At 39.2% G+C, this 19,701-nt stretch carries 18 protein-coding genes and 2 tRNA genes; 8 read left to right on the top strand and 12 right to left on the bottom strand.

Going from position 1 to position 19,701, the window contains the following annotated elements:
* Nucleotides 1–94: 94 nt before the first annotated feature.
* A complete protein-coding gene (locus F994_RS11875) occupies nucleotides 95–430 on the bottom strand; it encodes a hypothetical protein (RefSeq protein ID WP_004650723.1) in 336 nt (111 codons plus the stop codon).
* A gap of 220 nt (nucleotides 431–650) precedes the next feature.
* On the opposite strand from F994_RS11875, the gene ahpC reads away from it, so the two are divergent.
* Nucleotides 651–1,214: an alkyl hydroperoxide reductase subunit C gene (gene ahpC / locus F994_RS11870; protein WP_004650722.1), complete on the top strand. Its 564-nt coding sequence runs from the start codon at nucleotides 651–653 to the stop codon at nucleotides 1,212–1,214.
* A gap of 72 nt (nucleotides 1,215–1,286) precedes the next feature.
* On the opposite strand, the gene F994_RS11865 is transcribed toward ahpC, so the two are convergent.
* Both F994_RS11865 and ycaC read right to left on the bottom strand, forming a co-directional pair.
* Nucleotides 1,287–2,210 carry a LysR substrate-binding domain-containing protein gene (locus tag F994_RS11865; RefSeq protein ID WP_004650721.1) on the bottom strand — a complete coding sequence of 308 codons (924 nt, stop codon included), beginning with the start codon at nucleotides 2,208–2,210 and terminating at the stop codon, nucleotides 1,287–1,289.
* A gap of 440 nt (nucleotides 2,211–2,650) precedes the next feature.
* Nucleotides 2,651–3,277, bottom strand: a complete 627-nt coding sequence (ycaC, locus tag F994_RS11860) for an isochorismate family cysteine hydrolase YcaC (protein WP_004650720.1) — start codon at nucleotides 3,275–3,277, stop codon at nucleotides 2,651–2,653.
* A gap of 291 nt (nucleotides 3,278–3,568) precedes the next feature.
* Between ycaC and F994_RS11855 the strand changes: the two genes are divergently transcribed.
* From F994_RS11855 to F994_RS11845, 3 genes are all read left to right on the top strand, one after another.
* A complete protein-coding gene (locus F994_RS11855) occupies nucleotides 3,569–4,456 on the top strand; it encodes a pirin family protein (protein WP_004650719.1) in 888 nt (295 codons plus the stop codon).
* 426 nt (nucleotides 4,457–4,882) lie between these two features.
* Nucleotides 4,883–6,181, top strand: a complete 1,299-nt coding sequence (locus tag F994_RS11850; protein WP_004650718.1) for an FAD-dependent oxidoreductase — start codon at nucleotides 4,883–4,885, stop codon at nucleotides 6,179–6,181.
* A 5-nt stretch (nucleotides 6,182–6,186) separates the two neighbouring features.
* On the top strand, nucleotides 6,187–7,017 hold the full coding sequence (locus F994_RS11845) for an SAM-dependent methyltransferase (RefSeq protein ID WP_004650716.1): 831 nt from the start codon (nucleotides 6,187–6,189) through the stop codon (nucleotides 7,015–7,017).
* A 109-nt stretch (nucleotides 7,018–7,126) separates the two neighbouring features.
* Here the strand turns inward: F994_RS11845 and F994_RS11840 are convergent.
* The 6 genes from F994_RS11840 to F994_RS11815 all read right to left on the bottom strand — a co-directional run bounded on the left by F994_RS11840 (nucleotide 7,127) and on the right by F994_RS11815 (nucleotide 12,014).
* Nucleotides 7,127–7,202: transfer RNA gene (locus F994_RS11840), tRNA-Thr, on the bottom strand.
* Nucleotides 7,203–7,321: 119 nt separating this feature from the next.
* Nucleotides 7,322–7,555 (bottom strand): hypothetical protein, encoded by a 234-nt coding sequence (locus tag F994_RS11835; protein WP_004650715.1) that lies wholly within the window; start codon nucleotides 7,553–7,555, stop codon nucleotides 7,322–7,324.
* Nucleotides 7,556–7,822: 267 nt separating this feature from the next.
* Nucleotides 7,823–8,881, bottom strand: a complete 1,059-nt coding sequence (locus F994_RS11830; RefSeq protein WP_004650714.1) for an asparaginase — start codon at nucleotides 8,879–8,881, stop codon at nucleotides 7,823–7,825.
* A 555-nt stretch (nucleotides 8,882–9,436) separates the two neighbouring features.
* Nucleotides 9,437–10,546: a protein adenylyltransferase Fic gene (gene fic / locus F994_RS11825; protein WP_004650713.1), complete on the bottom strand. Its 1,110-nt coding sequence runs from the start codon at nucleotides 10,544–10,546 to the stop codon at nucleotides 9,437–9,439.
* A gap of 785 nt (nucleotides 10,547–11,331) precedes the next feature.
* Complete coding sequence (locus F994_RS11820) at nucleotides 11,332–11,745, bottom strand: Arm DNA-binding domain-containing protein (protein ID WP_004650712.1); 414 nt, start codon at nucleotides 11,743–11,745, stop codon at nucleotides 11,332–11,334.
* A 179-nt stretch (nucleotides 11,746–11,924) separates the two neighbouring features.
* A tRNA-Ser gene (locus tag F994_RS11815) sits at nucleotides 11,925–12,014 on the bottom strand.
* Nucleotides 12,015–12,136: 122 nt separating this feature from the next.
* Here F994_RS11815 and F994_RS11810 point away from each other — a divergent pair.
* Complete coding sequence (locus F994_RS11810; RefSeq protein WP_034697118.1) at nucleotides 12,137–14,017, top strand: potassium transporter Kup; 1,881 nt, start codon at nucleotides 12,137–12,139, stop codon at nucleotides 14,015–14,017.
* Between the two features lie 81 nt (nucleotides 14,018–14,098).
* Here the strand turns inward: F994_RS11810 and F994_RS11805 are convergent, their stop codons facing one another.
* Nucleotides 14,099–14,773: a hypothetical protein gene (locus tag F994_RS11805; protein ID WP_004650710.1), complete on the bottom strand. Its 675-nt coding sequence runs from the start codon at nucleotides 14,771–14,773 to the stop codon at nucleotides 14,099–14,101.
* A gap of 255 nt (nucleotides 14,774–15,028) precedes the next feature.
* Between F994_RS11805 and F994_RS11800 the strand changes: the two genes are divergently transcribed.
* Both F994_RS11800 and F994_RS11795 read left to right on the top strand, forming a co-directional pair.
* The gene (locus F994_RS11800) at nucleotides 15,029–16,132 is read left to right on the top strand and encodes a DNA/RNA non-specific endonuclease (RefSeq protein WP_034697116.1); all 1,104 of its coding nucleotides are present in this window, start codon (nucleotides 15,029–15,031) and stop codon (nucleotides 16,130–16,132) included.
* 69 nt (nucleotides 16,133–16,201) lie between these two features.
* Nucleotides 16,202–16,447: a hypothetical protein gene (locus F994_RS11795; RefSeq protein ID WP_004650708.1), complete on the top strand. Its 246-nt coding sequence runs from the start codon at nucleotides 16,202–16,204 to the stop codon at nucleotides 16,445–16,447.
* A 120-nt stretch (nucleotides 16,448–16,567) separates the two neighbouring features.
* Here F994_RS11795 and F994_RS11790 read toward each other — a convergent pair whose 3' ends face one another.
* Nucleotides 16,568–17,566, bottom strand: a complete 999-nt coding sequence (locus F994_RS11790; protein ID WP_004650706.1) for an AraC family transcriptional regulator — start codon at nucleotides 17,564–17,566, stop codon at nucleotides 16,568–16,570.
* 112 nt (nucleotides 17,567–17,678) lie between these two features.
* On the opposite strand from F994_RS11790, the gene F994_RS11785 reads away from it, so the two are divergent.
* Nucleotides 17,679–18,296 carry a sterol desaturase family protein gene (locus tag F994_RS11785; RefSeq protein ID WP_004650705.1) on the top strand — a complete coding sequence of 206 codons (618 nt, stop codon included), beginning with the start codon at nucleotides 17,679–17,681 and terminating at the stop codon, nucleotides 18,294–18,296.
* A gap of 574 nt (nucleotides 18,297–18,870) precedes the next feature.
* Here the strand turns inward: F994_RS11785 and hisF are convergent.
* Nucleotides 18,871–19,629, bottom strand: coding sequence for an imidazole glycerol phosphate synthase subunit HisF (hisF, locus tag F994_RS11780; protein WP_004650704.1), 759 nt, complete (start codon nucleotides 19,627–19,629; stop codon nucleotides 18,871–18,873).
* Nucleotides 19,630–19,701: the final 72 nt, after the last annotated feature.

Here is a 19,701-nt window from a genome sequence, read left to right as displayed (position 1 = left end):
TTGATTTGTATTTGATCAGCATAAAAAACCCTTTGTGAAAACAAAGGGTTTTTTATGCTGTGTAGCTGCTGGTATAAGCGATGAATAAATTGAATTAGAACACTCGGGAACTGAGCATATAGTCTTGAGTCACCTGATTTAAACGATCTAAAATGAGCGCTTTGTCTTGCGTTTCAAGGGCGGCATTTAATTGTTGCATATAGGTCAATAACTGGGTTTTGGCCGCATTGGAAAAATCAGCTGTCACTGCTTGATCTTCATATAGCAATACATAATTTTTGGCAAAACCATAAATTAGAAATAGGGATGTTTGTTCTAGAGAAAGGTCAGCCGTTTTGATTTGCTGTTCGCAATGGTTTTTGAGTTGTTTAAAGCTGTCAGTGCCAGAAGGGAGGGCTTGGAATTGTTCAAGAAGAGATTGAAACATCATTTTAATTGTCCACTCAAAAACAAAATCTACAGAACAAATGAGCGATGGTCAACTTAAATTTGAATTGAGTTTTACGATGATAAAAAGCATCGTGATGGAAATATTAAATCTATTTTTTCGATTGTTTTTATAAAAAAGTACGGTTTTACCAATTTGAAAAGATTTCGTATTCTAGCTTCACAACCTAAGCAATCCCAGAAACGAGCTAGAGGAATATCTCATGAGTTTAATCAATACGGCAATCAAACCATTCAATGCAACAGCGTATAAAAATGGTGAATTCGTTGAAATCTCTGAAAAAGAAATGCAAGGCAAATGGTCAGTGGTATTTTTCTATCCTGCCGACTTTACTTTTGTTTGCCCAACAGAACTCGGTGATTTGGCCGATAACTATGCTGAATTCCAAAAAATGGGCGTAGAGATTTATTCAGTATCGACGGATACTCACTTTACCCATAAAGCTTGGCATGACAGTTCGGATGAAATTAAAAAAATCCAATATGCAATGATCGGTGATCCAACGTGGACTTTGGCAAAAAACTTTGAAGTTTTAATTGAGTCTGAAGGTTTAGCTGACCGTGGTACTTTTGTGATTGACCCTGAAGGTAAAATCCAGATTGTTGAGATTAATGCGGGGGGGATTGGTCGTGATGCTCAAGAGTTACTTCGTAAAGTGAAAGCAGCGCAATATGTTCATGCACACCCTGGTGAAGTTTGCCCAGCAAAATGGAAAGAAGGCGATGCAACGCTTGCGCCTTCAATTGACTTGATTGGTAAAATTTAAGTTCAAATTAAAATACTCGCCTAAAAATCCAGAACTTTGTTTCTGGATTTTTGCTTTGTTTGATTGATCCATTTAAAGTGCGTAACCTAAATGATCTTTGGCTAAATCTCTTAAACCTTCGACTAAATAATCAATCAGTTTTTCCATCACCAAACGCTGTCCTTTACGAGAAGCATAGACCAATTGCACGGTGCCTAAATTTGAGCACCACTCAGGTAAGACATGAATCAGTTTGCCTTGCTTGATGTCTTGTTCAACCGCTAAATAAGGTAAATCGGCAATTCCAAATCCATCGTATACCGCATAATACACGCCAGCAAGATCATTGCTTTTAATCCGTGGCTGGAGGGGAATATCAATCATTTCACCATGCTCATGATTGTTTAAATGCCAATAATATTGTGATTTTTGCATACCCAAAACCACACTTGGAAATTCGTGTAATTCTGTGAAATGTTGGATGTGCCGTCCTTTGAGTAATTCAGGGCTTGCCACCAAGCAATGGGTGGTTTTAATGACATCACGCACAATCAAGCTGGAGTCTTCATTGGCTTGAAAATTGGTCCGAATGGCTAAATCGATATCATCATGAATTAAGTCAACACGGCGGCTGGTCAGCTCAAGTTCAATCTGTACTTTGGGATAATTTTTTAGAAACTGATTGAGCAATGTACGGATTTGAAAATGCATCATGACCGAAGGGCAGCTTATTTTGATTAAGCCTTGAGGCTCACTTTTTTGTTTCAGTAATACATTGTTGGCACATTCAATCTGGGCGATGACTTTACAACATTCCTCATAAAATTCTTGCCCTAAAGGAGTGACTTTAAAATGGCGTGTTGAACGCTGAATGAGACTGACATTAAATTGACTTTCTAAGTCTAAAATCCGTCTGCTCAATTTTGATTTGGTGATATTACTTGCTTCACTTGCGGCACTAAATCCAGCGTATTTCACCACCAGAAAAAAGTAATAATAATCATCAAATGAATGCATACATCACGCTCAAAACGGGGCAAGGAAGTCATTATTCTAGCTGAAAAAAGTCGCATGATTGAGGGTGCAGAATAACAAAATCAAAAAGCGATCCGAAAATCTAATGCTAATCAGTTAAGAAATTGACTGGCTTTTTTATTTTAAATTCATGATGTTATTCGATACGCGGAAATGTCATCCGCAACTGTTCGAGGCAAGACTACTTTAAAAAAGTACAGTTTCTGCGATTTATTAATCAACAAAAGGGGTTTGACGAGTTTTGCGGATGACAAATGCCTTTGATTACTTTGGGCTTATCCAAAGTAATAGATGAGCTCCAAGTATTTGATTTAAAAATATAAGACTCCGTTGTGAAGAACTAAAAAGCTAAGGAGTTTATTATAAAACTCCTTAACTAACTGGCATTAATCCGAAGATCGCCTTTGAAAAATAGACAAAGCTTATTTTTGCGATGAATGTTGGTTGTAGCTGTTGATGAGATTGCGATAATCCGGAATATGATTGGAGAACAAAGCACCCAAACCTTCAATATCATTCCGCCAGTCACGGTGTAACTCACATGCCATCCCAAACCAAGTCATTAATTGTGCACCTGCATTTGACATGCGATCCCATGCAGAATCACGAGTTAAATGGTTAAAGGTGCCTGAAGCATCGGTAATCACGAATACTTCAAAGTCTTCTTCCAAGGCTGAAAGGGCAGGGAATGCGACACAGACTTCTGTGACAACACCAGCAATAATCAATTGTTTTTTGCCTGTTGCTTTAACTGCTTTGACGAAGTCTTCGTTGTCCCAAGCATTAATTTGACCGGGACGAGCAATATAAGGCGCATCTGGAAACATTTCTTTGAGTTCTGGAACTAAAGGACCATTTGGACCTTGTTCAAAACTGGTGGTTAAAATCGTCGGAAGGTTGAAATATTGCGCCGCTGCAGCAAGGGCTAAAACATTATTTTTGAATTTGTCGGGGTCGATATCACGAACCAATGACAGTAATCCAGTTTGGTGGTCGACTAACAAAACAGCTGCATTATCTTTGTCTAAACGAACGTAGGGTTTGCCCATTTCTTGTGCCTCGTAAATAGTATTATGGAGAAGTCGAACTTCTGTTCTAGATGTTCTGGGGTGAATTTATATTAATGAGATAATGAGGGTGGATAAAGCCGGTGATTTGAGATTCATTTTATTGTTTATGGGATAATTGGTCAGGTTGAACTTAAAAAATAAGCATGCTTAAAAATGAAAGCCCTTATTTTGTCCTAAAAATGAGATGGTGTGTATTGGTGTTTCACTATATTGACGCATTTAAAAAGACTAATATGTACTCATATTGTTTCCTAGAGATAGGAGTTTGAGATGAAAAAAATTATTGGCGTTTATCGTAATCAAAATATGCATTGGGTCGGAGATGGTTTCCCTGTTAAAAACCTATTTTCTTATGATCGTTTAGGTCAAGCGATTAGCCCATTTTTATTATTGGATTATGCTGCGCCGTATCATTTTAATCCAACCACGGCACAACATGGTGTAGGTTCACATCCACATCGCGGTTTTGAAACGGTGACCATTGCCTATCAAGGCGAAGTGTCGCATAAAGACTCCAGTGGTGGTGGCGGTCAGATTAAAACGGGCGATGTGCAGTGGATGACTGCGGGTGCAGGTTTAATGCATGAAGAGTTTCATTCTGAGGAATTCGCTAAAAGCGGTGGATTGTTTGAAATGGTACAGCTTTGGGTTAATTTACCTGCAGCAGATAAAATGACTGCACCTAAATATCAAGCCATTGAAGCACAAGAAATTCCTGTGATTGAACTTGAAAATGGTGCAGGGCATATCCGTGTCATCGCAGGTCGCTATATGGCGGATCAGCTAGAATATAGCGGTCCTGCTGCAACTTTTTCACCTGTAAATGTGTGGGATGGTGAGTTAAAAGCACAACATACCCATCACCTTCATGTACCCGTTGATCACAATACTTTGCTTGTCGTGCTATCCGGTGAAATGTTAGTGAACGGCATGCAAAAGGTTCAGGACAGCTCGATTGTGCTGTTTGCTCAAGATGGTGAAGCCGATATTCAACTTGAGGCTTTGCAAGATAGCAAATTTTTGCTGCTGACAGGTCAACCTTTAAATGAGCCTATTCAGGGCTATGGTCCTTTTGTCATGAATACTAAAGATGAAATCATACAAGCATTTAATGATTTGAATAGTGGCAAGTTTGGTGAAATAGCGGTGGCAGGTTAATCCTGACTTTAAAGCCGTTGGTGCAAAAATAAAGAAGCCCCTAAATTTTTAGGGGCTTTTTGCGAAATGGATTTTGTTGTTTTGACTTTATTTGCATCATTATTTGCTATAAAAATTATGATGTCATGATCAAGTGACCATACTCATTATGATAATCATATTTTAAGATTTTGTAAAACGATCGTTATAAAATTGGTTAATATATACTGATGGTTTTAAATAATTTTTATTTAAATATTTAAATAAATATAATTATTTTATGGTTTTTGATTGTTATTTTTGTATGCCAATAAGGATAAATATCTGGCCGATATGCATCATGATGACTTTTGTTAAAAAGATAGATTCTGGAATATTTTAATACCGCCTTTTAATCCGGCTTGGTTCATAATTTCAGTAATCTTATATAACTGACGGATAATAATTTTGGATATTGCAGTTATTGGTAGTGGCATGGCTGGGCTAGCTACCGCAAGAATTCTTAAAGATGCAGGGCATAGCATTACGATTTTTGAAGCATTGCCTGGACGTGGTATGGATAGCCATAGTACTGAATTTGAAGGTGGCTTAATTGATGCGCCATTGCGCGTCATGAACCCTCATTTATGGAAAAATACCTTAAGTTTGGCGACTTATTTAGGGATCAAAACTTTTCCTGTTCGTACCTATATGGCGTGTAGTTGGTTATTTGAAGATCGTACTGAAACATGGTTAACCACCACCCGTAGTCGTATTGGTAATTTTCCGATTATTAATAATCGTAAAGGCATTCAACAGTACGGTTGGCGTTTAGTCAAAGGCATGTTGCAACTTAAAACGGCCATCGCTAAATTCTTCAAATCTAAAGACCAAGAAATCACGCTGGCTGAATTCATTAATAACAATGATATAGAAGAGGTGTTTTGGCATGGCGTGGTTATGCCCGTGCTGTATACCATTTGCACCTGTAGTTCTAAAACCATTGGTGAATGGCCGGCAAAACCCTTATTGATTTTCTTACGTCAATTGACCGATGGCGATGCTTTATTGCGTATGCAAGGCGGCACACCTGCGTTGGTAGACAAATTGATTGCAGGGATTCAAATTCATAATGGTTCTGCGATTACCCAAGTCAAAGAACAAGACAATCACGTGCTGGTTGAAAATGCCTTGGGTGAAAAATACATTTTTGATCGGGTGATTGTGGCAACACCAACCAACAAAATTGAAGATTTCTTAAATGCTGAGCAATTTGCGGATGATATTGCCCTGTTAAAGCAATTTAAATTTGAGCAAGGTCAATTGGTTGTTCATACTGATCAAACGGTGATGCCGCCAAAGCGTAAAGATTGGGCGGTACTCAGTTATATGATGGATCGTAAATTTACCCGTCAACAATTTACAGTGTGGTTAAATTCGGTTGAACCAAGTTTAGTGGGTAAAACAGCCGTGTTCCAAACATGGAGACCAGTGATTGACATTGATCCTAAAAAGGTCATTTCAACCGTGACTTTAACCCGTGCTGTGGTCGACTCACAAACTGTGGCTTTAAATAAAGAGTTGCAAGCTCGCCATAAAGATGCAAACCGTAAAGTGTTCTATTGTGGTTCATGGTCTTGTGATGGTTTGCCTATTTTAGAGTCAGCCGTGACCTCCGCTATGCATATTGCAGAAATTTTTAAAGCACCCTTGCCGTTTGTTGGATTAAAACCTAAAGTTGAGGTTGCCCCACAACTTGGCTACTAAAACACATGAAATGGCTTCAAGCGATTCGTCAGCATTTTCCACAACATAAATATGCAATTAATGCAAAACAGTTAGGAGATGATGCAGCGCTTGCTTGGAGCAACTTGGGCTATTGGGATGATGCAATATCATCCTATCCACAAGCTTGTCGTCAATTGGCTGATCAGTTGGCGCAAGCTGTACAGTTAAAGTCGGCCGATAAACTGCTCGATTTAGGCTGTGGGCAGGGTGCGAGCTTAGCGCTGTGGCAACAGCACTATCAGCTGCAATATATTGAAGCCGTTGAATTACAAGCCAATTGTGTGATGCAAATTCAACAGCATCTTCCGCACCTTGTAGCAATTCACCAACACTCTTTTTTAAATTTAAAACAAATTCAATTCAAAACTGCTTTTGACGTGGTGCTCTGTATTGATGCCGCGTATCACTCAAATTTAAATTCATTTTTAGCATCGGTATGCACAGTTTTAAATGCAAAGGGCAGACTGGGTTTTCATTATTTAATCTTGTCTGAACAATGGTCGGCTTTAACCGCCTTACAAAAGCAAAAATATAACTGGTTATTAAAATCGGCCGATGTGAATTTGGATGATTTAATGACGCAATCCGTCTTGACACAAACCTTGCAGCGTTATGATTTTAGCGAGATTGAAGTTGTTGATTTATCTCAAGCGGTTTTACATGGCTTTTCACATTATATTCAACAATCGCCACCGCCTCAGCTTGGTTTAGATGCGGTTAAAATTCAAATGACTGCAAAGTTATGCCAGAAGCTATATGTTGATGGTTTGGTGCAATATGTACAAATTAGTGCCAAAAAGAACGCGCCGTCATGATGATGTGATTTAGATTGATATGGTTTAGATTTTTAAAATGAACTTGGATTTTTAAAATGAACCTGCAAATACAACAAAGCCCCACGATAAAGTGAGGCTAAGTATAACATGGTGCCGGCACACGGATTCGAACTGTGGACCTACTGATTACAAGTCAGTTGCTCTACCAACTGAGCTATGCCGGCGTTGTTGGATGAATAATAGCGAATTTGGTTAAAATTGCAAGCCAAAAAGTGAACGATTGAATTGCACAGCTATTTTAAGCATTAAAAAATCAACTTAAATCAAAAATTTTTTCATCTGATTAGAGGGATTTACGCCTTAAAATTTGATCGAGGTCTTGCGCACATTCTTCTAGGGTTAAAGCCATATCGATTTGCATTTGTGGTTTGAGTTCGTTGGCCAGTTTTCTCCATTGATCAATCAGTCGAATGGCTTTCTGAATTTTATGTTTGTTAATATCTTTTGCGATGGTCGGCGTGTAACCACCACGTTTAGCGTTCTTGATTTGTTTGACATAATTATTGCTGGTATTCATATTTACTCCCGAATAGCAGTTTTCTATGTATTCAATGCGCTTCTATGATTCGACTTAAGCCATTGTCCTATGATTGTTAGCATGGAAATATTGCAGCTTTATGATATTTTTTGAGTTTTTATTGTCTCTTGTCATGATTGAGTGAATGCTTAAATTTATTTTAAAAGAGGTGGGCGGTTATTTTTAATTTTCCATCAACCGAGCAATTTTTTTAAAAGGATGAATGAAGAAAGTATCCGTAAATACTTTCTTCAGTTGAGTTAAATCTTAATATTCCCAAAACATGCGCTGAATTTCTTTTGCATCTTTGGTTTTGGTGAGAGCCAGTGCAGCCAGTAGTTTTGCTTTTTGTGGATTTAAATCATGCGCCACGACCCAATTGTATTGATCATCGGGCTGTTCCGCATTTCTTAATACAAAACCTTGTGGCACACGAGATGAACGAATAATTTGCACGCCTTGTTTTTGTAGTTCATTTAAAGTCGGCACAATATTTTTTGCAACGGATCCATTACCCGTACCTGCATGAATAATGGCTTTCGCTCCTGCTTTTGCATAGGCCGTATAGGCATCGGGAATCATGTTGCCAGAACCATATACAATCTGAACCAAAGGCAAAGCATCGCCCTGAATATTTTCAATATTAAATTCAGAGCTGTTATTAAAACGTTTTGCGACATTTCTAAACCAATACGGTTTAGCTTCGACCAGTGTACCTAACGCGCCCCACTGACTCGCAAAGCCATTGGTGTGAATATTGATGGCTTTGGTGACATCTCGTGCTGCAAAAATATCATCATTCATGAGCACAAAAACACCTTTGCCTTTTGCAGTATCGTTGGCTGCAAGGGCAACAGCACTATACAAATTTAAAGGGCCATCCGCAGATAAGGCTGAAGGTGGGCGCATTGAACCCACGACTACAATGGGTTTGTCGGTATGAACGGTTAAGTTTAAAAAGTAAGCGGTTTCTTCTAAGGTATCCGTACCATGTGTGATCACAACGCCATTTACATCTGGCTTTTTCACCAATTCATTGACTTTTCGTGCAATGGTTAACAGCTCTTTGTCGGTTATGCTTTCGGATGCAATTTGAAGTGCTTGTACACCCGTGACATTGGCAAGGTTCTGAATTTGCGGAACGGCCTTAAGTAAATCATCAACAGGCACTTTGGCCGCAGTATATGTTGCACTGTTGGTGGAGCTGGCTCCTGCACCTGCAATCGTGCCACCTGTGGCAACCACCACGACATTATTTTTAGCAAAAGCTGAAAAGGGTAAGAGTAAACCGAGACTTAATGTGAGTGCCGTAAGTGTCTTTTTCATCATTTTTCCTTATAAAAAGTTCGGTACGATCCAAGCATTTTTTGTACCACTTATAACCTAATCTAAAGAAACTGGTTTTGCCTATACCAAATTTGAAATATGGATTTCATCATCAGAAATATAAGACCAATCATTTTGATATTTGCGAATGAACTGGGGGCAAAGATATTGAATGAATTACTTTTTTGCTGATAAAACCAGCATGTTGATGGTGTGAATGCTAAGTTTTGTCAAAGATGTGACATAGAAGCATCTAAGAAAGGAGATTGATAAAAGGCTACAGTGCCTCTTATTTTTAATGGGTTCGCATGGGTTTTCCCCACATATACCCTGATCGTAATGCATGGAATGTCATTGCCACAGACAACAAAAAAAGCTCAATCCCTTTAGAATTAAGCCTTTCGTCACTGCTTTGGAGTGCAGTTCTTTGCAATTTGGCGGGAAGGAGGGAATAAACTAATGGTATTAAGTTGTTGAATATTAATATTTATATATATTTAAAAAGTATCCTATACCAACAAAAATACCAACAAAAAACAAAAGTACCCCCTATTTTTACCTGTAAGTGGTAAATGAATTGTTATCACTGGTTAATAGCTGTAATAGCTTTGGATGTAAGAATAATTTTTCTTTACCTATGTTTATTTCTTCCAGTACACCAATTTCAACCAGTTTTTTAAGGTATGTAGATGCTGATTGACGTTTTGCTATATCACGATCTACTAAGTTTGATATTCGGCTGTATGGCTGTTCAAAAATAATATCGACTAATTCCCTTGAATAGATTTTTGGGGCATCGGATTTAACGTACTCAATGGTATGTTCGTGTAATTGCCTAATGCTGTTGATTTTGGCTATTGTCCACTCGCTTGTATTTTTAACTGCCTGCAAGATGAATAAAATCCATTCCTGCCAATTTTCTTGGGTGGTTACACTTAAGAGTAATTCATAGTATTTGGCTTTATTCATAATAATAAAGCGGCTTAGGTACAGAATTGGCAAAGTAAGTAGCTGGCAATCCATTAAATACAGAATATTTAAAATACGCCCTGTACGTCCATTACCATCAATAAATGGGTGTATGGCTTCAAACTGATAATGAGCGATTGCCATTTTAATTAATGGATCTAGTTCATTGTTGTAGTGTAGGAAGTGGTCTAGGTTTGATAGCAGATTACGGATAGCATCCTGTCCCACTGGTGGCGTGTAGATAACTTCATCTGTATAGCTATTCTTTAATGCTGTTCCTGTGGTCGCTCTAATATCTAAATCAACACCTTTGATGGTTTGACATATCTCTATGGCTGTACTGGTGCTCAATGGTCGTTCTTTGATTGATTGCACACCCTTATACAAAGCTGTTCGATACCTTAAAGCTTCTTTGGTTGCATGGTCTGCTTGATCTTCACTGCCTTGGGCATGTTGGAATAGCTTATCTGTTGTGGTGACAATATTCTCAATCTCTGAACTGTCTTTTGCTTCCAGTAAAGGGATGATGTTAATTAATATGGTTTGATTGGGTATTAGCTCGCCAGCCTGCTTTAATTCAGCCAGTGCAGCCCTCGCTTCAATACATAGTTTTAAAACCTTTTTGGTTTCTACATCTTGAATAGGTGGTAGGCTGGGTAATGCATTGTATGGGCTTGAGGCTTGCCATGCGGTCATCGTCTTAACCTTTATTGTTATGTCGATAAAACCTATAAAAATCGACATGAGATTATTGTCATGTCGATAGCATAAACATATTTATAGTGTCATGTCGATAAAGTTAGAAAAAATCGACATGATGGAGGCATCATGTTGATAGGATAAACATATTCATGGTCTTATGCCGATAAAACTAATAAAAATCGACATAAGGAAGGTGACATTAATTTAATAAAAATAAAACCGTGTGAGTCAAATATCCAACTTTGGCAATGACTTCACAATTTTCATTGTCTCAAGGCTGACCGTAATCACACGTAAGAACAATTCAAGCGGGTATAGGCTTTTAATCACTCACCTATAAATTTAGTCCATCTTGCTCAGACGGGAACTCTAAGGCTATTAGCTTATCTATATCCCTGTAAAAAAGTCCTTTCTACTTTTCCGCTGTATAGAGCCTGAGTTTGTGGAATTTGATAAGCTTAATTGAATCCATTCATTCCGTTAAATTTTTATGTGAATCCACTCATTCCGTTAAAGTATGTAGCCAGTTTATTTAGATCTTTTTGACGCAACCAATTTAAGCAAAAACATAAATAAAATTAATAATAATCAATTATTTAATTAAAAATAAGGTTTGAAGTAATCTTGTTATTTATACAGTTTTTTTTCTTTTATAACTCAATATATTTACCATTTAAAGTTTTATGTGAATCCACTCATTCCGTTGATTATAGCTAAATAATAGCCACTTCATTTTCCAAACTATAAATTCGCTATATTTTTAAAGTTATTTTCGATTTTTAACTATATTTTGAGATAAGTCTGCTTTTCTTTGAAGGGACTAAATCTCTTAAATAGGTTGGCTCTTTAATGACAGCCTTTCTACTATCCAGCCATTCAAGGGCAAGTGTTTTAAATAGGCTGCTTTCATCTATTTCTATTTTTTGTTCTTTCTTTTGTTCTGCTGGATCTAATCCATTGGCTAATGCCTTCCTCGCCTCTAGGTGCTTCATTCGCGCTTGAGCCAATGACATAAACTCATAAGAGCCTAGAGTGAGGTTCTTTTGTTTACCACTGAAACGATACGCATATATCCATGTCATTCGCCCATTAGGGAAAACGTGCAGCTGTAGTCCGTTTCCGTCACTGTATTTATCAGGTTTTTTTGCATTTAACGGTGGCTTTAAACGCTTTATCTTTGAGTCGGTTAGCATAGAAAACCCCTTATTTGTTGGTATCAAATGCTGGTATTGAAAACGATACCAACAATTATACCAACACTAGACCAACGATTGCAGCATATTGCACTTTATTGCCACAGACAGCAAAAAAGGCTTAAACCCCTTAGATTTAAGCTTTTTAAGACAGCATTAGATGTTTTAAGAATAGAAAATGGCGGTGAGAGAGGGATTCGAACCCTCGATACGCGCAAACGTATACACACTTTCCAGGCGTGCTCCTTAAGCCACTCGGACACCTCACCATTCGGCCGCGATAATAACCAAAAAAATGAAATCTGCCAAGTTGAAACAATTGATTTAGAGCAAAAAAAATTTCTCGATGATATTATTCGGCAAAATTATGTCTACATTAGAAGACGCATATATGCAAAGTACCGCAAAAAAAGCGGCATTGCCTGCAATTACCTTAGCAGCATTAGGTGTTGTATTTGGAGACATTGGAACTAGTCCACTGTATGCCCTTCGGCAATGCTTCCTCACCGCACATCTCGCTATTACTGAAGCGACAGTTCTTGGGATTCTGTCGCTGATTTTTTGGTGCATGATGCTGACCATCAGTTTTAAATACGTCACCATCATCATGCGTGCAGATAATAATGGTGAAGGTGGGATTATGTCCTTGCTGGCATTGAATCTGCGAACCACTCGGATCGCTGAGAACAGGAAGATTTATCTGATTGCTTTAGGCTTTATAGGTGCATCTCTGTTCTTTGGTGATGGCATTATCACACCGGCAATTTCTGTTCTATCTGCAATTGAAGGCTTAAGTATTGCGACGCCGATGTTTAACCAATGGCTCATGCCTTTGGCGATTGGCATTTTGGCAGGACTCTTTCTCGTACAACGGCATGGTACAGCCACGATGGGCAAATTTTTTGGTCCATTAACCATGACTTGGTTTCTTTCCATTGGTGCAGTGGGCGTGTGGAGTATTATTCAAACCCCATTTGTATTGACGATGGTTAGTCCACATTGGGCTTTTAATTTTATTGTTCATCAACCCTACGTTGCTTTCCTGACCATGGGGGCTGTCATCCTTACGATGACTGGTGGTGAAGCTTTATATGCCGATATGGGGCATTTTGGTCGCTTACCTATTCGCCTTGCTTGGTTCATTATTGTTTTACCGTGCCTACTGTTTAACTATGCAGGACAGGGGGCATTATTACTGCGTAACCCCGAGGCGATTTCCAATCCATTTTATATGTTGGTTCCAGATTGGGGTTTATATCCAATGATTGGCTTGGCGACGGCTGCCGCAGTCATTGCATCGCAAGCGGTCATTACTGGTGTATTTTCAATGACCAATCAGGCCATTCAACTGCGCTATTTACCCCGTTTAACTGTGCATCACACTTCGGATATTGAACAAGGTCAAATTTATTTGCCGTTCATCAATTGGGTACTGTTTATTTCCGTGGTGATCCTGATTTTATTGTTTGAAAATAGTGCCAATTTAGCCAGTGCTTATGGGGTTGCCGTGACCATGACCATGCTGTGCGGTACAATTTTAATTTCGTTCCTCGCTTATGGTTTCTGGCGTTGGCCGGTATGGAAAGTCCTGCTCTTTACGATCCCATTCTTGTTCATTGATTTAATTTTTGTTGCCTCAACATCGTTAAAAATTATTGCGGGTGGATGGGTGCCTATTTTAATTGGGGCCGCGGTCTATACCATTCTGATGACATGGAAAATGGGACGAGAAATTGTCTTGGTGCGTTTAGAGAAAGATGCTTTACCGATTGATCTGTTTATTAAAAGCATTGGCATGAGTGCTGAAACACAATTTGTTCCTGGTGCAGCAGTCTTCCTGACCGGTACACCGAATATTGTGCCGCATGCCATGTTGCATAATATTAAGCACAATAAAGTGCTGCATGAATTGAATATGATGGTGACCGTGATCACTCGCGATATTCCTTATGTTGCAGCAGAGGAATGTATTCAAGTTGAAAAACTGGATGAGCGTTTCTACCGGATCTCGATGTATTATGGTTTCAAAGATCAACCGAATATTCCACAAGCGCTTCAGCAAGCCTATGCACAATTGGGGCTTGAGTTTGACATGATGCAAATCAGCTTCTTTATTTCCCGTGATCGATTGATTCATACAGTTGGAGATGGATTGTCTCCATGGCGGGAAAAACTGTTTATTTCCATGCAACGAAATACCAGTCCAGTCAGTGATTTTTATCAAATTCCACCGAATCGCGTGGTCGAGCTAGGCAGTCAAATCGAAATTTAGTTATCAACTGAATAGCACATAAAAAAACCAAGGTGAATGCCTTGGTTTTTTTATTGGAGGATAAAGCTCAACACAGGGTGATCAGTTCTCTGTTGTTTCTGCAATCGGTGCTTCAGGAGAAGCATTGACTGGTGCATCGCTAAGATTTGCTTGGGGTGCAGCTTGTACAGCATCATGGGGTTGTGCGACTTCAGGTGCAGCAGCGATGGCTTCATTGGTCATCATGGTGTCAGCAGCATTTACGGGTGCAGCAGCAACAGCTTCTTGGGTGACATCAATTTGCGAGCGATCTGCCGCATTGACTGGAGTTTCAGCAGAAGATGAAATCATCGGTGCAGCCGCTTTTTGATTTAAAGTCTGTTCTGTTTGTTGTGCGGCTAATTCAGCATTGGGTTGCATTGCTTCTACATTTTCAGAGGCAACTTGAGCCGTTTGTTCAATCGCAAGAGCATTGGCTTGTTCTACGGCAGGCGAAGCCATTTGTGCTGTCGTTGCATTTACCGTTGAATGGTTTGGTATTGCTGCTTCGGTGCCGACTTGATTGGGCGCAGTCAGTGCTTGGTTAGCATCAACAATACGAATTTGACCACTGGCCACTAAATCTTGAATTGAACCTGCTTGACCATTTACAGTAGTGCTTACTTTCACTTTAGATAAACTGTCTAAAGAATCACCCGCTTGAATGGCAGGTTCTGCGAATGCCGTGGCACTCATCAACCCTGTAATCAGACTTAAACTTAACAGCTTAGCGTGCATAAAATACTCCGTAGATAGAATCATTTTGAAATCTTGCTTGTTTTTACCTTGTCATATGTTTGATCGGTTTTTCAATCAAACATACCGAAAGCCATTAAGAGTCTTTATAAAAGCTGTAGAAAGTTAGACATACTGTTACAACAACTGTGCTTTTGTTGGTCAAATATTGTTTAATTGTTAAACAAATAACTTTGGTTACATATACTTCAATTTACTTGCTTGTTAAGCTCGTGAAAAATGAGTGTTTATCTAGAAATGGCAATTAAGAAACGTAAAACGAGTAAGTCTTGGGTTCAACTTTTAAATCAAAATAGTTTAAAAATTATTTTGGGTTTAGTGGCGACCAGTAGTTTTGCGATTGCTTTCGGACAAGAAAAAATCCAACAATTTGTTTCACTGCCATCGTCATCAAATTCGGCCTGTTTAGATCAGTTTTATCGTGATATTCCACCTTATTTAGCCAAAGAAAGCCTCAATAAAAATACTTATCCCTTATGTTTTAATGGTTTCAATGTGATGTATTCGGGTGTTTCTAAAACGCCGTTATGGGTTGCTGAAGCATTGACGCCGCAGCGCTTAAGTCAAAAAATTCCGCGTGAAGATAGTTTTCATGAAGAAACCAAAGTGAAGGCAGAACATCGTGCCACCTTGTCGGACTACAAAGCCTCCGGTTATGACCGCGGGCATATGGCACCGAATGCCGATATGCCGACCAAAGCTGCGCAAAGTGACAGTTTTTCCTTAGCCAATATGGTGCCGCAAGCACCGAAAAATAATCAACAAATTTGGCGTGAATTAGAAGAAGCCACCCGTGCGATGGTCACTAAACATAAATATGATGTTTATGTGGTTACGGGGCCTGTGTTTGCAGCCAAAAAATTAAAAACCATTGGCAAGGGTGTTATTGTTCCAACTGCAGTCTTTAAAGCGGTTTATATTCCTAAAACCGGTGCAATTGGTGCCTACTATGCACCTAACGATAATTCACTACAGGTCAAAATTGTCAGTGTGTGTTATTTAGAAGAACAATTGGGCATGAATTTGTTCCCCCAACTGACCGAAGAACAAAAACGCAATACCTATCATTTGCCGTTGACTGCGACTGCGGTGAAAGCCACTAAAGAAATTAGCTATTCACATTGGGATGCGGAAAGCCAATGTGCGGAAGATGTCAGCCCCGATCAACTGAGCGCGGTACAAAAAGAGTTTAAATCTTCATCTGTGGCTTCTACCTCGAATACCACCCAGACCAATGCAAGCAAGAATGGGGCAGAGACGATAGATCCAAATACCCAAGATGCCATTGTGAAACAATTGATTGAAGCATTATTACAATACATTTTACAGTTGTTAAAGTAAGCTATTTTTCGCTAGGATGATCTGGATCATCCTAGTTTTTTAAAAACAATAAAGATCAGTGAGCAGGCCATGTTTAAACCTTTTGAAAATGCGACAGCGTCACATGCGATACATGATTTAACGCTGGAAAACCAAGAAGATTGCGTCAGTATTTATGGTAATTTGCAGCTCACCAAAGATCAGGCCGGTTTACAGGCGGCTAAAGTTTTACAAGCCTTTTTAAATGATGTAGTGAGTGCTTTAGAAAATGAACAAAATTTGCCTGAAAAAATTGAGCGTCAAGATGAACAGGAAATTGAAAATCCATTTTTATAAAATTTGAGTGATTACCGTGTTCCATGTGGAACATCAGAAAAAGTGCCTATAAAGCATTAAATCGAACTTTTTATTGATCGAAAATGAAACCTTTCTTAATCACAACATGATGGGATATTTTTATTCTTGTTGTTTGCGCCATTGTTGCGGGGTCGAACCCGTCCAGTGTTTAAAGGCACGTTGAAAAGCACTTTGTTCCGAGTAACTCAACAATAACGCGATTTCTTGCAACGCTAAATGTGGATCTCTTAAATATTGTTCCGCCAATAGATGCCGAACTTCTTGCATCCGTTGTTGATAGGTCGTGCCTTGTTGTTGTAAGTGGCGTTGCAGTTGCCGTACCGACATATTTAATTGTTTAGCGATAGGTTCAATCTGATACAGGTTTTTTTGTAAGCCGGTTAAAATGGCCTGTTGAATACGCTGATCGAGCTGTGTGGAATGAGGTAGTTTTTCTAATAAGGCTTGCGCTTGTTGCATCAGCAATTGTTGTAAGGTCTGGTCACCTTGACGAAACGGTTTTGCCAGTTCTTGAATAGGTAAAATAATTTGCGCGATGGCTTGGGAGAAGCGGACTCTGCAACCGAAATATTGCTCATATAGCGCAACATTTTTGGGCGCTGGATGGGTAAAATGAACCTCATGGATATGAACCGTTTTAAATTCCATAAAAAGGCGAAGAAATTGCAGCATTAATGCAATCGCAATTTCATTGGTCACTTGAGTGGTCAGGTTAAAGGGGATATTGCCCCAGTTAATCGCGACATAGTCGCCCTGTATATTGACCTCTAAAGGACTACCATCGTAAAGCAGGCGATGAAAGTCATGATAACGATACAAAGCCTCCCCTAAGCTATTACAAGACAATGCAATATAAGCAATGATTCCCAGATGTTTCGGTTGTACATATTCAGCAATATTTAAGCCCAGTGCCGGGACTTGAATATGCTGTTCGATGTCTGTCAGTAAGTCGCGCCAAAGACTGTAGTCAAAGCGTTCTAAGTTTTGAACTTGTTGCAGTTTTTCAGAAATAGCTAAGCCTTTGGCTTGGCTATAAGCGTAAAGTAAATGTCCAAGTCCACCGTAGACAGAGCCTGTGTAATCCTTAAATTGCTGCATTTTAATCTTTAATCTTTTTGTTGTCGTAATTTGTCAATGAAGTTCCATTTCACAGTCAATATTTAGCACATTTCATCCCCTATATTCAATACTATATAAGGAGTAAATGAAAATGTGGAAAGGTTTTTTGGTTGGATTGGTGGTGGCCAATGGCTTTGAATGGGTGGCGCATAAGTATATTTTGCATGGTACACATCGTAGTGGAAAACCACGTTATAGCCCCGTACCCGACAGTATGAAGTCACATTGGGAACACCATCGTGAAGTGCGTAAAACCGATTTTAATGATCATGGCTACGTCGAAGGAATTTCGAATTGGCGCACTAAAAATGAAATCATTTCTGTAGCTGTGGTGGCTAGTGCAGCCAGTGTATTGTTTTATCCAGTATCGAAGGGAATGGCAGCGGCAGCGGTTTATAGTGCGTGTAATTATTATTACATTCATCGTCGTGCCCATTTAGAGCCAGATTGGGCAATGAAAAAAATCCCGTGGCACTATGACCATCATATGAATTCGAATCAGGATGCCAATTGGTGTGTGACTAAGCCTTGGTTTGATTATATTTTGGGAACACGGGTGATTTCTTCAGAAAATCTACAAGAACAAAATCCATTGGGTATTGCACTTCCGCAACCGCTTTCAAAAGTACTCAATTCTGTGGCAGAACGTTATTTTCCGGCTAAATGGGTAGAAAAAGTGTCTAAATTGGAGTTAAAGGTAGAGGTATAAAAATAGGTTTCCTTAGATTTTGCGTTTAATGGCGTTGATTTGATGCATTGATCTCTGCTGAATCATGTAGCCTGTTTGGGTGTTGTTGTCGTGATTTGTCAATATTTTTGGCATGAATGGTCAATATTGTGCTGATTTTTTAATTTATATTTGCTGCTCCAGTCAGTTATAACATCAATTGCTTGAGTCAGATTTATCTTTTTTATGCTATGTTTTAGAGATTGCAAGAAACCACGCGCTGTCGTTTTTTGAGTTTATAGGGAGTCTTAAAGGCTCCTTTTTTTTATCTTAAAATTTTATACTCCGGTATGCAAAAATTACGCTGAACATGCTGCTTTCTATTGGTTGAATGTTGCTGGATTTCAATTTTTTCTGCACGATGGGATAGCAAGCAGCCCAAATAAGATGACTGATTTTTATACTTCACTTAAACATAAACTTGCTGAACAAAAGCAGAATCAGCATAACAACCCATTAAAGTAGCGCTATGAATTCAGGCTTGATATTTTGTATAGGCAATAAAAAAAGAGTGTTCTTTAAACACTCTTTTTTAGCTTGATGGTCAATGGCTCTATTAAAGACGCATTTCAATACCTTGAGCTGCAAGATATTGTTTCGCTTCAGGAATGGTGTGCTGACCAAAGTGGAAAATGGATGCGGCTAAAACGGCATCTGCACCACCTTTTAAAATACCATCGGCTAAATGTTGTAAGGTGCCTACACCGCCAGAAGCAATGGTTGGAATGGTAACGCGGTCATTGATTTGACGCATTAAAGCCAGATCATAACCCGCTTTAGTACCATCAGCATCCATAGAGGTGATCAGCAGCTCACCTGCACCGAAATCGGCCATTTGCACCGCCCATTCAATGGCATCAATCCCTGTTGGTTTACGACCGCCATGGGTGAAAATTTCCCATTTGTTTTCGCCGGTTTTTTTAGCATCAATGGCCACCACAATACATTGTGCACCAAATCGTTGTGACGCTTCTTGAACAAACTCTGGATTAAACACCGCAGCAGAGTTAATGCTGACTTTATCTGCACCGGCATTGAGCAATAAGCGAATATCTTCGACTTTACGCACACCACCACCTACGGTTAATGGAACGAATACACTTTCAGCCATACGTTCAACCGTACGGTAAGTCGTATCGCGACCACCCGATGTTGCGGTAATGTCTAAGAAGGTAATTTCATCTGCACCTTGTTCATTATAGCGGCGTGCAACTTCAACTGGGTCGCCTGCATCACGAATATCAAGGAATTGAACGCCTTTCACTACTCGACCATTATCTACGTCAAGGCAAGGAATAATACGTTTAGCAAGCATAATTTTTTCCAAAAATAACAGTCGATTATGAAACTTCACCACGAAGGTGCTACACCTTGATAGTGGGAGCAG

Source organism: Acinetobacter bohemicus ANC 3994, from assembly GCF_000367925.1.
GTDB lineage: Bacteria > Pseudomonadota > Gammaproteobacteria > Pseudomonadales > Moraxellaceae > Acinetobacter > Acinetobacter bohemicus.
Note: the sequence above shows the minus strand (reverse complement) of the source record. Positions and strands in the feature narration are given on the sequence as shown.

Coding starts and splice junctions, on each gene's coding strand:
- F994_RS11875 (WP_004650723.1), bottom strand. CDS start 430: ATGATGTTTCAATCTCTTCTTGAACAATTCCAAGCCCTCCCTTCTGGC.
- ahpC (WP_004650722.1), top strand. CDS start 651: ATGAGTTTAATCAATACGGCAATCAAACCATTCAATGCAACAGCGTAT.
- F994_RS11865 (WP_004650721.1), bottom strand. CDS start 2,210: ATGCATTCATTTGATGATTATTATTACTTTTTTCTGGTGGTGAAATAC.
- ycaC (WP_004650720.1), bottom strand. CDS start 3,277: ATGGGCAAACCCTACGTTCGTTTAGACAAAGATAATGCAGCTGTTTTG.
- F994_RS11855 (WP_004650719.1), top strand. CDS start 3,569: ATGAAAAAAATTATTGGCGTTTATCGTAATCAAAATATGCATTGGGTC.
- F994_RS11845 (WP_004650716.1), top strand. CDS start 6,187: ATGAAATGGCTTCAAGCGATTCGTCAGCATTTTCCACAACATAAATAT.
- F994_RS11835 (WP_004650715.1), bottom strand. CDS start 7,555: ATGAATACCAGCAATAATTATGTCAAACAAATCAAGAACGCTAAACGT.
- F994_RS11830 (WP_004650714.1), bottom strand. CDS start 8,881: ATGAAAAAGACACTTACGGCACTCACATTAAGTCTCGGTTTACTCTTA.
- fic (WP_004650713.1), bottom strand. CDS start 10,546: ATGACCGCATGGCAAGCCTCAAGCCCATACAATGCATTACCCAGCCTA.
- F994_RS11820 (WP_004650712.1), bottom strand. CDS start 11,745: ATGCTAACCGACTCAAAGATAAAGCGTTTAAAGCCACCGTTAAATGCA.
- F994_RS11810 (WP_034697118.1), top strand. CDS start 12,137: ATGCAAAGTACCGCAAAAAAAGCGGCATTGCCTGCAATTACCTTAGCA.
- F994_RS11805 (WP_004650710.1), bottom strand. CDS start 14,773: ATGCACGCTAAGCTGTTAAGTTTAAGTCTGATTACAGGGTTGATGAGT.
- F994_RS11800 (WP_034697116.1), top strand. CDS start 15,029: ATGGCAATTAAGAAACGTAAAACGAGTAAGTCTTGGGTTCAACTTTTA.
- F994_RS11795 (WP_004650708.1), top strand. CDS start 16,202: ATGTTTAAACCTTTTGAAAATGCGACAGCGTCACATGCGATACATGAT.
- F994_RS11790 (WP_004650706.1), bottom strand. CDS start 17,566: ATGCAGCAATTTAAGGATTACACAGGCTCTGTCTACGGTGGACTTGGA.
- F994_RS11785 (WP_004650705.1), top strand. CDS start 17,679: ATGTGGAAAGGTTTTTTGGTTGGATTGGTGGTGGCCAATGGCTTTGAA.
- hisF (WP_004650704.1), bottom strand. CDS start 19,629: ATGCTTGCTAAACGTATTATTCCTTGCCTTGACGTAGATAATGGTCGA.